Origin of the sequence: Psychromonas arctica, from assembly GCF_038155225.1 — a bacterium.
GTDB lineage: Bacteria > Pseudomonadota > Gammaproteobacteria > Enterobacterales > Psychromonadaceae > Psychromonas > Psychromonas arctica_B.
Map to the genome: position 1 here is coordinate 35,820 of NZ_JBAKBA010000003.1, position 14,544 is coordinate 50,363.

14 protein-coding genes are annotated in these 14,544 nt (G+C 35.7%); 8 read left to right on the forward strand and 6 right to left on the reverse strand.

The features are described 5' to 3' along the window. Positions 1-56 precede the first annotated feature (56 nt). Positions 57-1,106 (reverse strand): 16S rRNA (guanine(1207)-N(2))-methyltransferase RsmC, encoded by a 1,050-nt coding sequence (rsmC, locus tag V6255_RS02140; RefSeq protein WP_341626668.1) that lies wholly within the window; start codon positions 1,104-1,106, stop codon positions 57-59. Positions 1,107-1,278: 172 nt separating this feature from the next. Here rsmC and V6255_RS02145 point away from each other — a divergent pair, with 172 nt between their 5' ends. Next, positions 1,279-3,192: an EAL domain-containing protein gene (locus tag V6255_RS02145; RefSeq protein WP_341626669.1), complete on the forward strand. Its 1,914-nt coding sequence runs from the start codon at positions 1,279-1,281 to the stop codon at positions 3,190-3,192. 69 nt (positions 3,193-3,261) lie between these two features. Here V6255_RS02145 and V6255_RS02150 read toward each other — a convergent pair whose 3' ends face one another. Next, on the reverse strand, positions 3,262-4,203 hold the full coding sequence (locus tag V6255_RS02150) for a 1-aminocyclopropane-1-carboxylate deaminase/D-cysteine desulfhydrase (RefSeq protein ID WP_341626670.1): 942 nt from the start codon (positions 4,201-4,203) through the stop codon (positions 3,262-3,264). A gap of 285 nt (positions 4,204-4,488) precedes the next feature. Here V6255_RS02150 and V6255_RS02155 point away from each other — a divergent pair, with 285 nt between their 5' ends. The 5 genes from V6255_RS02155 to V6255_RS02175 all read left to right on the forward strand — a co-directional run bounded on the left by V6255_RS02155 (position 4,489) and on the right by V6255_RS02175 (position 8,540). Next, positions 4,489-4,821 carry a YnfA family protein gene (locus V6255_RS02155; RefSeq protein ID WP_341626671.1) on the forward strand — a complete coding sequence of 111 codons (333 nt, stop codon included), beginning with the start codon at positions 4,489-4,491 and terminating at the stop codon, positions 4,819-4,821. Between the two features lie 19 nt (positions 4,822-4,840). Beyond that, positions 4,841-5,059 (forward strand): DUF6500 family protein, encoded by a 219-nt coding sequence (locus tag V6255_RS02160; RefSeq protein WP_341626672.1) that lies wholly within the window; start codon positions 4,841-4,843, stop codon positions 5,057-5,059. Between the two features lie 525 nt (positions 5,060-5,584). Beyond that, on the forward strand, positions 5,585-6,664 hold the full coding sequence (locus V6255_RS02165; protein WP_341626673.1) for a TRAP transporter substrate-binding protein: 1,080 nt from the start codon (positions 5,585-5,587) through the stop codon (positions 6,662-6,664). A gap of 67 nt (positions 6,665-6,731) precedes the next feature. Further along, the gene (locus V6255_RS02170) at positions 6,732-7,235 is read left to right on the forward strand and encodes a TRAP transporter small permease subunit (RefSeq protein WP_341626674.1); all 504 of its coding nucleotides are present in this window, start codon (positions 6,732-6,734) and stop codon (positions 7,233-7,235) included. A gap of 12 nt (positions 7,236-7,247) precedes the next feature. Beyond that, positions 7,248-8,540, forward strand: a complete 1,293-nt coding sequence (locus tag V6255_RS02175) for a TRAP transporter large permease subunit (protein WP_341626675.1) — start codon at positions 7,248-7,250, stop codon at positions 8,538-8,540. Between the two features lie 690 nt (positions 8,541-9,230). On the opposite strand, the gene lipA is transcribed toward V6255_RS02175, so the two are convergent. The 4 genes from lipA to V6255_RS02195 form a co-directional block, all read right to left on the reverse strand. Then, positions 9,231-10,199 (reverse strand): lipoyl synthase, encoded by a 969-nt coding sequence (lipA, locus tag V6255_RS02180; protein ID WP_137297521.1) that lies wholly within the window; start codon positions 10,197-10,199, stop codon positions 9,231-9,233. Then, the gene (gene lipB, locus V6255_RS02185) at positions 10,189-10,842 is read right to left on the reverse strand and encodes a lipoyl(octanoyl) transferase LipB (RefSeq protein ID WP_341626676.1); all 654 of its coding nucleotides are present in this window, start codon (positions 10,840-10,842) and stop codon (positions 10,189-10,191) included. Before lipB ends, lipA begins: the two co-directional genes overlap by 11 nt. Positions 10,843-10,867: 25 nt before the next feature. Then, positions 10,868-11,137 carry a DUF493 family protein YbeD gene (ybeD, locus tag V6255_RS02190; RefSeq protein WP_341626677.1) on the reverse strand — a complete coding sequence of 90 codons (270 nt, stop codon included), beginning with the start codon at positions 11,135-11,137 and terminating at the stop codon, positions 10,868-10,870. 113 nt (positions 11,138-11,250) lie between these two features. Beyond that, positions 11,251-12,408, reverse strand: a complete 1,158-nt coding sequence (locus V6255_RS02195) for a D-alanyl-D-alanine carboxypeptidase family protein (RefSeq protein ID WP_160060415.1) — start codon at positions 12,406-12,408, stop codon at positions 11,251-11,253. A 387-nt stretch (positions 12,409-12,795) separates the two neighbouring features. Here V6255_RS02195 and V6255_RS02200 point away from each other — a divergent pair, with 387 nt between their 5' ends. Continuing rightward, the gene (locus V6255_RS02200; protein WP_160062322.1) at positions 12,796-13,134 is read left to right on the forward strand and encodes a P-II family nitrogen regulator; all 339 of its coding nucleotides are present in this window, start codon (positions 12,796-12,798) and stop codon (positions 13,132-13,134) included. A 30-nt stretch (positions 13,135-13,164) separates the two neighbouring features. Next, on the forward strand, positions 13,165-14,382 hold the full coding sequence (locus V6255_RS02205; RefSeq protein WP_160060416.1) for an ammonium transporter: 1,218 nt from the start codon (positions 13,165-13,167) through the stop codon (positions 14,380-14,382). Positions 14,383-14,544: the final 162 nt, after the last annotated feature.

Genomic DNA, 14,544 nt, shown 5'->3' on the forward strand with positions numbered 1-14,544 from the left:
ATACCTTCCTTTGACCCTAACAATAAAGTGAAAATTATGACACGTTTACTTGATGGTTATTTGAGGCAGCTCAATACTTTAAACTTATTGTTTTGAGCATCTTCAAAGAATTTTTTATAAGTAACCGTTAAAAGTGGTTCATAACGTAAAAACTTATTAGCCACAATTGTTAATTTCCCTTTTTTCTTCAAAAAGTTAACTGACTTGCTGATGAACTCTTCTGCAGCATCATAGTTCGTTTTTTGACCAGAATGAAATGGAGGGTTTGAAAGTAATAAATCATATTCTTTATTTACATTAGAGAACACGTCCGATGCAAACACATTTGCCTGTAGTGCATTTTTTTCCAAAGTGAGTTTTGCGCTTTCTAAAGCATAGACATTTACATCAATTAAATCTAGTTGTAATTGTTGATGTTTTTTCAGGAGGTAACAAGAAAGCACTCCTGCGCCACAACCAAAATCTAAACCTTGTCCACTTAGATCATCAGGTAAATTGTTTAATAATAACTCGCTACCTTTATCTAATTCGCCAAAACTAAATACACCAGGTAAGGAACGAATTGTAAGTGAAATGTCATTAATATTAAGCTGATAGTCTTTTATCCATTGTTGTTGGTTAAAAGTCGCCACAGGTTTACTTAATTGAGCATAAATAACACTGCAATGTCGAGCTGAGTCGATCGCATTACTATATTCTGAGTAAGGGACTAATAACGGTGCAACGCTTTTGATACCACATTTTTTTTCACCGACTAGAATGATATCTGCATTTTCTTTAAGGTGAGGGGTGAGGTTGGCAAGTAAATATTCAATTTCGTTTTTTGCTTTAGGGATATAAACTAATAATAAGTCGAATTTTTCTTGGTTTTCTTTTCCTTGGTAATCTGCTGTGAAGTGAACATCAGATGACGTTAATTTATCTTTTAGTTTGTCGTAATAACGAAAATCATTAAAACAAAAGCAGCTTGATGATGCTATTCTTTCAAGGTTAATTGGATAACTGTCGTCGATATTACCTGCGACTAAGATAGACTTTCCTGTAAATAACGCTTCATTACGCTGTAAAACTTGGCTCGGATTTGAAAATACTTGATTAAGTGCCATTATAAATTCCTGTTACAGCTTATTATTCGAAGCTTAAATGATGATGCAAAGTGCAAGGAAAAGCATTATACCAATCGTAATTAGTATATGAGCTAATATTTCGATAGGTATTATATTGTTATTTTAGCGATTACTCACCTACACATGAAAAATAGTTTGTCACAAGGATGTTATGAAGTTCACTAATAAATTTACGTTTATTACTAGTGCTATTGTGTTGACCTGTATTACTTTGGTATTAATCGGTGGTATGGTAAGTTTGCGATCACTATCATTAAAACATCACCAACAGCTTATTGACAGTGTTATTGAAGTGATTGAAAAGCAAATTGATAAGCAAACTGTTGAAACTCAATTTGACTCTTGGTTACCCGATTTACTTGATGCATCAGGTATTGTTCGTTTACAAGTTAAGCGTGGTGATGTGACGGTATATCAAAACTATTATGCCAGTCGCCAATATTATCCAATGAGATTGTTGCTTCGTTACTCCTACGAATTAGATAAATACCCCGATGTTCGCTTGATACTGCACACCCGCCAGCCTTTTTCTGAACTGAAATTCACCTTTTGGCCTCTCGCAGGGGTTGGTACTGCCATCTTGTTGAGTTTAAGTTTGTTGTATTTTGCATTACGTTGGATAAAAAAATCGTTTTATGGTGCCGAACTATTAGAGCGCCGTGCTCATTATTTATTACAAAACAACCCGACAGCACGCTTTGCCCAAAAAGGAGAGTGGCCTAAAGCGGCAAGCCAAGCTCTGGATGTACTATCAGAGCGATTAGAAAACAGCCTTAAAGAGCGTAGTATTTTTGATATCCATATCAGAGGAAAGGCTTTTTTAGACGAAGATACTGGGCTTGGTAACCGTTTAGCATTTGATAATATGTTAGATACAGTGACGAACGATGAAAGTTATGCCTCAAATACATTAATATTAATCAGCTTGACTGAATTAAGTACTTTGAAGTACCAGTTTGGTGCTGAACAAGCCGATAAAGTCATTCAGCAAATGGTTGATTTATTGAAAAGTTTTTGTAGTCGCTATGATGATAGTTTTTATGGCAGTGTTAAGAAGCCTGAATTTGTTATTTTATTGCCACAAATGGCCTACGAAGAAACAAAAGTAGTAGCAAAACAATTAACAAAAGCTTTATATCAATTACAGCTCCCAGATCCCTCTCTTATTGATACTTTTTTTCATATCGGAGTAGTTAATTTCCCCTTTGGCAAAGAGGTAAGTCATATTATTGATGATGCGAATCGTGCTTTATTGGTAGCTGAACATCAAAAAATAAGTGGATGGCATTTATCTGAGGAAAACTTAAAGAAAAATGTGATCAGTAAGGGGACCGTTCATTGGCGAGGGTTATTAACAGATGTTTTAAACAAAGACGCGTTGTTATTATATCGACAACATGTTGTAAAGCGTGATCCTGCTAATACCTTATATTCAGAGTTATGGTCTCGGATTATAGGCTATGATAAAGAAGTTATTGCTGCAGGTACGTTTATGCCAATGGCTGAAAAGTGTGGGTTGTGTGGTCAAATAGATAAGCAAATGTTAGAAAAAGTGTTGGCATTGTTAGTGGTTCGAGGTGAGTCTTGTAAACCCATTGGTATTAATTTAGGTTCTCGATTTTTAATGAATAAAGAAAATCGTAAATGGTTGATGTTTGAATTAATGCAAAAAACTAAAAAGATTCGTAATAACTTAGTCATTGAAATATCTGAACATTTAATTGATCAACATTATTCAGCTATGCGTTTTGCTTTGATTGCCTTACAAAAAATAGGCTGCAAAATAGCGGTCGATAATGTTGGTAAATCTGTTGTTAATACTCAATATATACTCGATTTTAATATTGATTATTTAAAGCTACATGCAAGCTTAATTAGAGATATTCATCTTCGCAGTACTAACCAAGTAGCAATACAAAGTTTAATGGCAAGTTGTTTAAATAGTCATGCTCAAGTTATTGCTGTTGGTATTGAAACCGAAGAGGAATGGAAGTGTTTACTTCGCTTGGGCATTTGTGGGGGGCAAGGGACTTTGTTCTCAACGCCAAAACAAATGAAAGTTTAAATGAACCGTGCTAAGGGGGGCACAATAGAAATGTTATCTAAAAAGTAGTCATTGATAGCTCAAGGCGTGTTAAAATTTTTTTTGCTCTTTTAACCCAGCCAAGCCTTGTAAACCGCCTGTATGTAACGCAACAATGTGGGTACCAGCTGGGAAATAGTCTTGCTTGATTAATTTCCATAATGCATAAAACATTTTACCGCTATAAATCGGCTCAATAGGAATGTTGGTATCTAATGTAAATTGTCGACAAAATTCAGCTAATGTTAACGATACTTTTCCATAACCACCCTCATGAAAGCCAGTATGTAAATGCCAATTTATTTGACTCTCTTCTTGTACAAAACCTTTAACCGTTTCTTCTAAATATTGTGCATTTTTGAGTACCGCAATACCATGAACAATCGTCATCGGGCTGTATTTAAGTGCCCCGCTAATAAGACCTGCTAAAGTTCCTGCGCTTCCTGTTGCTGTAAAAATATGACCAATTGGTTGTTTGCATTGCTGCGTTAATTCTTTTATGACTTCTTCTACGCCTGGTATCGCTAAATTATTACTGCCTCCTTCTGGGATAATATAAGCAGTGGGGTACTGTTTCTGTAACATAGCTAAATATTCATCTTGTTCTTTTAATCGATAGGTTTTTCTATCTATAAATTGTAATTCCATACCCCATTTTTGGACCTGAGATAAAGTAGGGTTCGATGCATAATGTACCTCGCCTCTAATAATACCTGTTGCTTGAAACTTAAAATGATTACATGCTGCCGCTAAAGCGTGAATGTGATTTGAAAATGCCCCCCCAAAGCTAACTAGGTGGTTTTTATTATTAGCTTCTGCATAAAGTAAGTTATATTTTAATTTTCGCCATTTGTTCCCTGAAATATCTGGATGTAATAAATCATCACGTTTAACGGAGACTGTAATAGATTTTTCAGTAAGCAGCGGGTGAGTAAGTACTTGCAAGGGACTGTGCCCCATTGTTTGATATAAAGTGCTTTCTATAAAACTCATCTCTCTTCCTGCTGTATTTAAAGTGGCTATTTTTCCTTATATTTTACCTTATAGTTTAATATAGTTAGTTTTTATTTATTCAGAGTCGATTTTGTTATTGCTGTTTAAGTAAGACGCTAAGCTTGTAACAATGATGAAAGACTAAGACTAAGACTAAGACTAAGACTATAATTTGTAACAATGCTTAAAATTAAAAAATTAAAAAATTAAAAAATTAAAAAATTAAAAAATTAAAAAATTAAAAAATTTAAACTGCGTGTCATTTAGCGATACTTAAGGAATATTATGTTTGAATTTAAAACCATCGCATTATTTATAATGACGGCCGTTGCTGAAATAGTGGGGTGTTATTTACCTTACCTTTGGCTTAAGCAAGAAAAAAGTATTTTGCTTTTGATCCCTGCTGCCTTCAGTCTCGCTTTATTTGCTTGGTTATTATCCTTACATCCAGCAGCTTCTGGCCGGGTCTATGCGGCATACGGTGGTGTTTATATATTTGTTGCGATGGTATGGCTTTGGGCTGTTGATGGCGTTAAACCTACTTTATGGGACATGGTAGGTGCATCGATTGCGCTTATAGGCATGGCTATTATTATGTTTGCACCAAAAAGTTCATAGAGATAATTAGGAGTACAGAGTGAGAGAGCAATTAAGAACGAAAATAATTGATGTCTGTGATAAAAAGATAAGCGTCAAAGGTGATGGCGTTGGCGTTTCATTTTACGCTTTCTTTGCAAATAAAAATGATGATCCTGATTTGTTGATGGAGGCTGCAACATGGTGGATTCAAACCCATAAATTAGATCATTTTGTTAAAGCGAAGGTTATTAAAGAAATGGTTGAAAGAGGTTTGTAATGATCTCTTAGCAAAAGAATAAGTATTGTTCATTTATTTAATTTCATATTTGACGTTAAGAGTTCGTTAAAAATTTAACGGTATTTGGATCTTTTTATCGTCATTTTTACTTTTGATTACCCGCTAATTATTTCCTCGCACTTTTGTAAGACCTCCTCGATTATATTGTAAATATATAATCGCTCAGTTGATAAATAGGTATTTATTTTCATTTTTAATTTATGTTTTATGCGCTTAGAACATCATGCCACCTCACTTTTACCTTTAAATATTAATGGACCTTTTTTCTTTTTTATTGCGCAACCACACTTTAATGATTAAAAAAAAAGAGAGCTTGTGATGTAAGTTACAAATTAATAATTAAAGAAATTTTTATTTTTGCGTGTATGGCAGTCTGTTAACAACTTAGCAACAACAAAAAGTAAGTATTTGAAACTTATTTGACTTATTTAATTGGTCGTTTCACCTCTTAGTTTATTGCTTAGATAACAAATCATTCAATCCTAACCTTACATGGAGTTTAAAATGCTGAAGTCCTTTTATAAAAGTACCTTAATAGCCGCTGTAGTCATGGTGACAAGTGCTAACGCTTTTGCAGCCGATAAAGTTTACCGATTAAAACTAGCTGAAACGTGGGGGCCAAATTTCCCAGTGTTTGGTGATTCTGTTAAAAATATGGTCAAAATGGCTGAAGAAATGTCTAATGGCCGTTTAAAAATTCGCGTTGATTCAGCTAACAAACATAAATCACCTTTTGGTGTGTTTGATATGGTTAAAATCGGGCAATACGATATCGGGCATTCTGCAAGTTATTATTATAACGGCAAAGTACCTAATACTTTATATTTTACAACGATGCCATTCGGTATGACCGCTAGTGAGCAATATGCTTGGTTCCAATATGGTGGTGGTCAAGAGTTAATGGATGAAGTGTATAGCGCTCATAATCTAGTCCCTTTTCCTGGCGGTAACACTGGCGTACAAATGGGTGGTTGGTTCCGAAAAGAAATTAATACTGTCGAAGACCTTAAAAACTTAAAAATGCGTATACCTGGTTTTGCTGGGGAAGTGTTAGCTAAATTAGGTGCTACACCGGTAAATATTCCACCAGGTGAGCTCTATACTTCACTAGAACGTAATACAATCGATGCATTAGAGTGGGTAGGTCCATCATTAGATTTACGTATGGGCTTTCATAAAATAGCACCTATTTATTACATGGGGTGGCATGAACCTGCAACAGAGTTAATGTTCATTGTTAATAAAAAGAAACTAGAAACACTTCCTGCCGATTTACAAGCAATCTTAAAAGTAGCAATGCGTAAAGCGTCATACGATATGTATGTGCAGTCTTATGCATTAAGTGCTGAAAACTGGGCTGTAATGAAAACTGAATTCCCTGATATTCAAGTTAAAACATTCCCGCCTGCTGTGTTAAGTGCGATGAAAAAAGCCAATGATGAAATTCTTGAAGAGAAAGCAAGTAACGACCCAATGGCAGCCAAGATCATCAAGTCACAACAAGACTATTTAAAACTAGTACGAGTTTGGACCGATATATCTGAATATGGTTATATTAAAAGCACCAAAGAGCTAGCTAAATAGCAATACAAAGGCTACTTATCGTAGCCTTTTTCTTTTCTCGCCTGTCTACTAGAAGGAATTATCTTAAATGGAAAGTCTGCAAAACGTCTTCGATCGCTTTTCTGATGTTATAGGTAAAATAACCGCTACATTGATGATTTTATTATTAATCAATGTTTTTTATGATGTGGTTGCACGTTACTTTTTCAAATCTAGCTCTATCGCTTTTCAAGAATTGGAATGGCATATATTTGCCTCTATGTTTTTACTGGGTATCGCTTATACATTAAAAGAAGAAGGGCACGTGCGTGTTGATATTCTTTATGAAAAGCTCAGTGATAAAAATAAAGCTTGGATTAATAGTCTCGGTTGTATTTTCTTCCTTTTACCTTTCTGTGGTCTTGTCATTTGGTATGGCTATGACTTTACTCTGGAATCTTATAGTTTGAATGAAGTGAGTGGTGACCCTGGTGGTTTATCGCATCGCTGGCTAATTAAAGCAATGATCCCTCTTTCTGCCCTTGCACTTATTTTTAGTGGTTTAGGTATGTTGATAAAAAATCTGCGCTGTATTTTTGAAAAAGATATTTAAAAGGGAGTTTTTATGATTGGCATTATTATGTTTGGTGTAGCACTCGTGCTATTACTGACAGGTTTTCCCGTCGCATTTGTATTTGCAGGTGTTGCATTAATTTTTGGTGTGTTTGCTGAAGGTTTTGAATTATTTGCCTTTATGCCATACCGTATTATGAGCATCATGGAAAATTCAATCATGATGGCAGTTCCTATGTTTATTTTCATGGGGAACGTATTACAAAAAACCAAGTTAGCCGAGCAATTGTTAGAGGCAATGGGGCAGTTATTTGGCCGCGTTAGAGGTGGTGTTGCTGTTTCTACTATTCTAGTAGGTTGTTTATTAGCAGCCTCAACGGGTGTTGTTGGAGCCTCTGTTGTTGCAATGGGGGTTATCTCTCTACCTGTTATGCTCAAATACAATTATGATAAAAAACTAGCGACAGGGGTTATTTGTGCGTCTGGTACATTAGGACAAATCATACCACCTTCTATTATCTTAATTATTCTTGGCGATGTAATGGGGGTACCTGTTGGTGATCTATTTAGAGCTGCGGTGTTACCTGGGGCAATATTAGTTGGTGCGTTTATATTATATGTTCTAATTTACGCTTACTTTAAACCAGAAGCTGCGCCTGCGTTACCAGAGTCTGAGTTTTCTGGTCCTGGGGGATTTGCACCTTATTTGGTTGCGTTTAAAGCTATTGCGCCACCTTTAGTGCTGATTTTCTCCGTGTTAGGTTCAATCTTTTACGGCATTGCTACACCAACAGAGTCGTCTGCTATTGGTGGTGCGGGGGCTATTTTATTAGCTCTTTTATATAAACAATGCTCATGGAAGATCTTGTGGGAATCCTCGATTGAAACTGTCAAAGTGACTGCGATGGTATTTGCTATCTTTATTGGGGCAACTGCTTTTTCAATGGTATTTTCTTACACGGGTGGTGAGGAGTTAATTGAAGAGTTAATGTTTAGTTTACCTGGTGAGAAATGGGGCTTTTTAATTATTACCATGTTGGTTATTTTAGTACTTGGTTTCTTTATCGATTTTGTAGAGATTTCATTTATTGTCGTTCCTATGTTGTACCCAATCGCTGAAATGATGGGCATTGATTTAACGTGGTTTGCTATCTTAATCGCAATGAATCTACAAACATCTTTCTTAACGCCCCCCTTTGGCTTTAGTCTCTTTTATCTAAAAGGGGTCGCCCCGCCCGAAGTTAAAACGATGGATATTTACAAAGGTGTTATTCCGTTCATTGGATTACAGTTATTAGTATTAGCTTCAATTGTTGTTTTCCCAGGCTTTTATGGCTTCGAATAATAAGGTGAAGTTGACTAAAGTATAAAGGGATTTAATGCATAAGCGATTATGATCACAATAATCTATTAATAACTGATAAAGCCTCTCTCGCAGAGGCTTTATTTATTCTCATTAAATATTTTCTTAATATATTTTAAAGTCTATTTTAAAGCCAACTTCTAAGGCTACTGATAAAATGTTTCTATAAAGCCATTATCTGAACATTCTTAATGATACCTTTAAGTACCGTTTTATAACGTTGATCAGAGTTGTAAGTCTATCCACCAATAGTAGCCTTAAACGCTATGTGCTGAACCTAATAGTAACCCTATGGATACGTGTAATTGATACTATATCAATCTGGATAAATAAATGGTCTATTTAGGCTTTAGGAAAAATGGATGATAGTAAGACGTTGATTACAGTAACTAGTTATTCTCATTACAAAATTAACAACGAAGCTAGGTTTCATTTTAACAAGCATAAATGATTAGATAATTACTTAGATTGGTATTAGTAGAGAGGTTGACAGTAAGGCTCTAAGCATCATAAGTTAAGCATCTAAAACATTAAGGTTATTTGCGTAAATGTTTTATTGGAAGGGACTATTTAAATTGGAAGATATTGCGTTAAAGCATTTATATTTATGAGGAGTCAATAATAAAAAAGCCTGGCTAAAACAGGCTTTTTATAATGATACGTTCATCTATCTTATTTTACTTCTTTACCTGATGCTTGTAAGTCAGCATGGTATGAAGAACGTACTAATGGACCGCAAGCAGCATGTTCAAAACCCACTGATTTTGCCATCTCACCTAAGGCATCAAACTCTGCTGGTGGAACGTAACGTTCAACAGCAAGATGTTGTAAGCTAGGTTGTAAATATTGACCTAATGTTAGCATCGTCACGCCGTGAGCCGCTAAATCTTTGATCACGACTTCTATATGTTCATTCGTTTCACCCAGCCCCATCATCACACCTGATTTAGTCGGGATGGTAGGATGTTGTTCTTTAAATTTTTGTAACAGTTGTAATGACCATTTGTAATCAGCGCCTGGACGTACTTGTTTGTACAAGTGTGGTGCGGTTTCTAAGTTATGGTTAAATACATCTGGTACGTCTTTTTCAAAACAAGCTAATGCTTTATCCATACGGCCTTTAAAGTCAGGCACTAGGATTTCAATTTTAATGGCAGGATTCAATAGACGAATTTCACGAATACAGTCAGCAAAATGTTGCGCTCCACCATCACGTAAATCATCACGGTCAACTGAAGTAATAACCACATATTTTAGCTTCATGTCTTTTATTGTTTCAGCTAATTTCTTAGGCTCATTTTCATCAACAGCAAGTGGTTTACCATGGCCAACATCACAGAAAGGGCAACGACGTGTACAGATATCCCCTAAAATCATAAAGGTCGCTGTACCGTGGTTAAAACACTCATTTAAGTTAGGACAAGACGCTTCTTCACATACTGAATGTAATTTATTCTTTCGTAACGCAGCTTTAATTTCGTTAACGCGAGTGTTATCCGCAGCCAGCTTTATCTTCATCCAAGATGGTTTCTTTAAGATAGTACCTTTATCAGATGGAATTACTTTAATTGGAATATGAGACATTTTATCTGCATCACGCAGTTTGTTGCCGGCTGTTAATTGGCTTGGCTTAGTGTTCATTAATGAAGCTCTCTATCTGTGTGTATTGTAAATTCTGATTTAATTTTTCAATCAATAACGGCGATAATTCTGCGACAGAAGATGTTATTCCTAGATCGCGACACTGGGTCATTTCTAATCCAGCATAACCACATGGGTTAATTTGTAAAAAAGGTGAAAGGTCCATGTCCACATTTAACGCTAAACCATGAAATGAACAGCCTTTACGGATTTTTAATCCTAATGAAGCTATTTTTCTACCATCAACATAAACACCAGGCGCATCAGGCTTGGCAATTGCGGTGACATTGTGATCGGATAAAACATCAATAATTGCTTGTTCGATAATGGTCACTAGGCTACGTACATTAAAATCTTTGCGACGAATATTAATCAGTAAGTATGCAATTAATTGGCCGGGAGCGTGGTAGGTGATTTGTCCTCCACGATCACTTTTTACGACAGGTATGTTGCTATTAGTCAGTAAATGTTCAGCTTTTCCTGCTAACCCTTGAGTAAATACAGGTGAATGCTCAACTAGCCATATTTCATCGATAGTATTTTGATCACGTTGTTCAGTGAAATTACTCATCGCTTGCCACGTGTCTTGGTAAGGAGTAATCCCTAAATAGCGAATGATTAATTTATCTTGGATTGCTGTCATTATGTTGGCTTATAAAGATGCTGGTTTATAAAATAAAACGAACATGTTCAAGTTTATTTAATTCGGTATAAATCTCTTCTATATGTTCTTTGCTATTTACAATAACTGGAACAGCTAAAGAGTGGTAAGTACCTTTAGAACTGGGCTTTATAGTCGGTGAGTAATCACCTGGCGCTATTAGCTGAATAACGCTTATAACGTCAGGAACCAGTTGTGGGTGAGCTACACCCATTACTTTAAATGACAAACTACATGGAAATTCTAATAATTCATCAAATTTAGTATTTAATGCCATGCTTGCCTCCTGAGCAAAATAGACTTTGAAACTAAAAAGTGAGGTTTAACCTCACTTCAGATTATTTGGTTAATGCTATACCATAAACACTATAGGTATATATGGGGACTTTTTTAACCAAACCAACCAATAAATAATAATTTAACATAATCAATAATACGACTAAAAATCCCACCTTCTTCTACTGTTTCTAGTGCAATTAAGTCGTAAGTAGCAATAGCTTCATCACCTAAAGTATAATTTACTTGACCAACTTTATCGCCTTTTTGAATAGGGGCGCGTAGTTCATTGTTAATAACGAAGTCAGCTTTTAAATTTTGAGATTGATTACGCGGTAAGGTTAATGGTGTATCTACAGGAACACCTAAACGAATATTTGCTTGTGTACCCATCCAGATGCGCTCACTCGCTAATTGATCATTTGCTTTATATGGCGTAATTGTTTCGAAAAAACGGAAACCCCAGTTAAGTAATTTTTTACTTTCCACTTTACGTGAGTCATCAGAACGAGTACCCATAACAACACTGATCAAACGCATACCATCTTTTGTTGCAGATGATACTAAGCTGTAACCTGCGGCACTAGTGTGACCTGTTTTCATACCATCTACATTTAAACTTTTGTCCCATAATAAACCGTTACGGTTGTATTGTACGATACCATTGTATTTAAATGATTTTTCGCTATAAATTTTATACTCGTTTGGGACGTCAGTAATAATTGCTTTGGCTAATGTCGCCATGTCTTTCGCAGTGGTATGGTGTCCATCTGCGTGTAAACCGTGGCTATTTACAAAGTGCGTATCATTCATGCCTAGCTGTAATGCCCAAGAATTCATTAAATCTGCGAAAGCAGGCTCACTACCAGCAATATGTTCAGCCATTGCAACACATGCGTCATTACCTGATTGGATAATAATGCCGCGGTTTAAATCTTCGACTGTTACTTCTTTACCAATTTCGATAAACATTTTTGAAGAATCAGGAAAATTCTTTGACCATGCATTATTAGAAATAGTGACTTTATCAGTCAGTTTGAGGTTTCCTGATTTCAGCTCTTGTCCAATGATATAGCTAGTCATCATTTTAGTTAATGAGGCAGGCTCTAGTGTTTCTTCACTATTATTTTCAGATAGTACTTTTCCAGAGTCAAAGTCGATCAGTAAATACCCTTTTGCTGCAATTGATGGGGCTTTAGGGATGATCATCGGAGCGGCAAACACATTAATGCTAAATAGGAAAGTGATAAGCAGTAGGCTTATTTTTTTCATGTTACATACCTTCAAGGTTGTTAAGTCGAAAAATTGTTACGCACTATAGCAGATGAAGCTTTATTTGCTAAGGGGCTAAGTAGATTAGTTGGTTAATTTTAATGCCTTTTATATTTTTAAATAATTGTTTGGTCATTTTTATTGGCATAACAGGTTTAGGCAAACAAATATTGATTAAGTTCTATCTTAGTTTGGGAGAAGAACATTTAATTGTTACATATCAGTGCGTTCTAATTATGAACTTCGCACCAAGTTGGTGCGATAAAATTAATGTAAATTATAAATTTAAATGTAAGCTATTGTTATTTAAAGTTTATATTTTTTGGCACGTTAGTTGTTAATAGATACACATAAACTAACGTTAATTACACCTTGAAGGAATATATGATGAAAATGTTAACCGCAATTATTAAACCATTTAAATTAGATGAAGTACGCGAAGCTGTAATGAGTATCGGCATAGCGGGTGTGACGGTTTCTGAAGTTAAAGGTTTTGGTCGTCAAAAAGGGCACACTGAGTTATACCGTGGTGCTGAGTACCAAGTTGATTTTTTACCAAAAGTAAAATTAGAAATTGCGGTTAAAGATGACGATATCGAACGTTTAGTTGAAGCTATTATCAGCGCAGCTAATACAGGGAAAGTAGGTGATGGTAAAATTTTCATTCAGCCATTAGAGCAAGTTGTTCGTATTCGTACTGGCGAATTCGACGAAGAAGCACTTTAAACCAAATTTAATAAGTTAAGGATTACTATTATGGAAACAACAGTTACAGAACTACGATTTGCGTTGGATACCTTTTATTTTTTAATATCAGGTGTCCTTGTTATGTGGATGGCAGCAGGTTTTGCCATGTTAGAAGCAGGTTTAGTTCGCTCTAAAAATACCACTGAAATACTAACTAAAAATATCGTATTATATGCAATCGCTTGTACGATGTTTTTATTAGTGGGTTATAACATTATGTATGTTGATAACAGTGCAGGCGGTTGGTTACCTTCTTTAGGTTCTTTAATCGGTACACAAGCTGAAGGTGCAGATCATTCTTTAGAGTCTGATTTCTTTTTCCAAGTGGTATTCGTTGCAACGGCAATGTCTATTGTATCTGGTGCAGTGGCTGAACGTATGAAGCTATGGGCATTCTTAGTGTTTACAGTATTCCTAACTGGCTTTATTTACCCAATGGAAGGTTACTGGACTTGGGGTGGTGGTTTCTTAAGCGAAGCTGGTTTTAGTGATTTCGCTGGTTCAGGTATTGTTCATATGGCAGGTGCTGCAGCAGCATTAGCAGCGGTACTATTACTAGGCGCACGTCGCGGTAAATACGGTAAAGACGGTAGTGTTCATCCAATTCCTGGTTCAAACATGCCTCTTGCTACATTAGGTACATTTATTCTATGGATGGGTTGGTTTGGTTTCAACGGTGGTTCTCAACTACTAATTTCTGACGCTGAAAACGCATCAGCTGTAGGCCTTATCTTCCTTAACACTAACGCGGCAGCAGCAACAGGTGCAATCGCAGCATTGTTAGTAAGTAAATTCAAATGGGGTAAAGCAGATTTAACAATGATTCTTAATGGTGCATTAGCAGGTTTAGTTGCTATCACAGCAGATCCTCTATCTCCATCGCCACTATTTGCAGCATTGATTGGCGCAGTTGCTGGTGTGATTGTTGTTTACAGCATCATTACTTTTGATAAATTGAAAATTGATGATCCAGTAGGTGCTTTATCTGTACACGGTGTATGTGGTCTATTTGGTTTGTTAGTTGTTCCAATGTCAAATGACGGTGCATCATTATCAGCTCAGTTATACGGTGCAGCAGTCATCTTCGGATTCGTATTCGCAGCATCTTGGATTGTTTGGTATGTAATTAAAGTAACAATGGGTATCCGTGTTACTGCTGAACAAGAAGACGCAGGTATGGATTTACACGATTGTGGTGTTGAAGCTTACCCTGAATTTAAAGACTAATTACAACTTATAACTCATACCTTAACAGTGTGAGTAAATTGTAAATCAAATAAAAATCCCTATCTTATTCATTAAGGTAGGGATTTTTTTATATTAAATTTTTATGAATCAATCTAAACTGGTTTTGTTGAGTGCGTACTTTTATTTTAATTAAGGAATGAT

What these genes read in the sequence shown, in the direction of transcription:
- V6255_RS02145 (WP_341626669.1), top strand. Translation starts at nt 1,279, where the DNA reads ATGAAGTTCACTAATAAATTTACGTTTATTACTAGTGCTATTGTGTTG.
- V6255_RS02150 (WP_341626670.1), bottom strand. Translation starts at nt 4,203, where the DNA reads ATGAGTTTTATAGAAAGCACTTTATATCAAACAATGGGGCACAGTCCC.
- V6255_RS02175 (WP_341626675.1), top strand. Translation starts at nt 7,248, where the DNA reads ATGATTGGCATTATTATGTTTGGTGTAGCACTCGTGCTATTACTGACA.
- ybeD (WP_341626677.1), bottom strand. Translation starts at nt 11,137, where the DNA reads ATGGCATTAAATACTAAATTTGATGAATTATTAGAATTTCCATGTAGT.
- V6255_RS02155 (WP_341626671.1), top strand. Translation starts at nt 4,489, where the DNA reads ATGTTTGAATTTAAAACCATCGCATTATTTATAATGACGGCCGTTGCT.
- V6255_RS02165 (WP_341626673.1), top strand. Translation starts at nt 5,585, where the DNA reads ATGCTGAAGTCCTTTTATAAAAGTACCTTAATAGCCGCTGTAGTCATG.
- V6255_RS02200 (WP_160062322.1), top strand. Translation starts at nt 12,796, where the DNA reads ATGAAAATGTTAACCGCAATTATTAAACCATTTAAATTAGATGAAGTA.
- V6255_RS02205 (WP_160060416.1), top strand. Translation starts at nt 13,165, where the DNA reads ATGGAAACAACAGTTACAGAACTACGATTTGCGTTGGATACCTTTTAT.
- lipA (WP_137297521.1), bottom strand. Translation starts at nt 10,199, where the DNA reads ATGAACACTAAGCCAAGCCAATTAACAGCCGGCAACAAACTGCGTGAT.
- lipB (WP_341626676.1), bottom strand. Translation starts at nt 10,842, where the DNA reads ATGACAGCAATCCAAGATAAATTAATCATTCGCTATTTAGGGATTACT.
- V6255_RS02170 (WP_341626674.1), top strand. Translation starts at nt 6,732, where the DNA reads ATGGAAAGTCTGCAAAACGTCTTCGATCGCTTTTCTGATGTTATAGGT.
- rsmC (WP_341626668.1), bottom strand. Translation starts at nt 1,106, where the DNA reads ATGGCACTTAATCAAGTATTTTCAAATCCGAGCCAAGTTTTACAGCGT.
- V6255_RS02195 (WP_160060415.1), bottom strand. Translation starts at nt 12,408, where the DNA reads ATGAAAAAAATAAGCCTACTGCTTATCACTTTCCTATTTAGCATTAAT.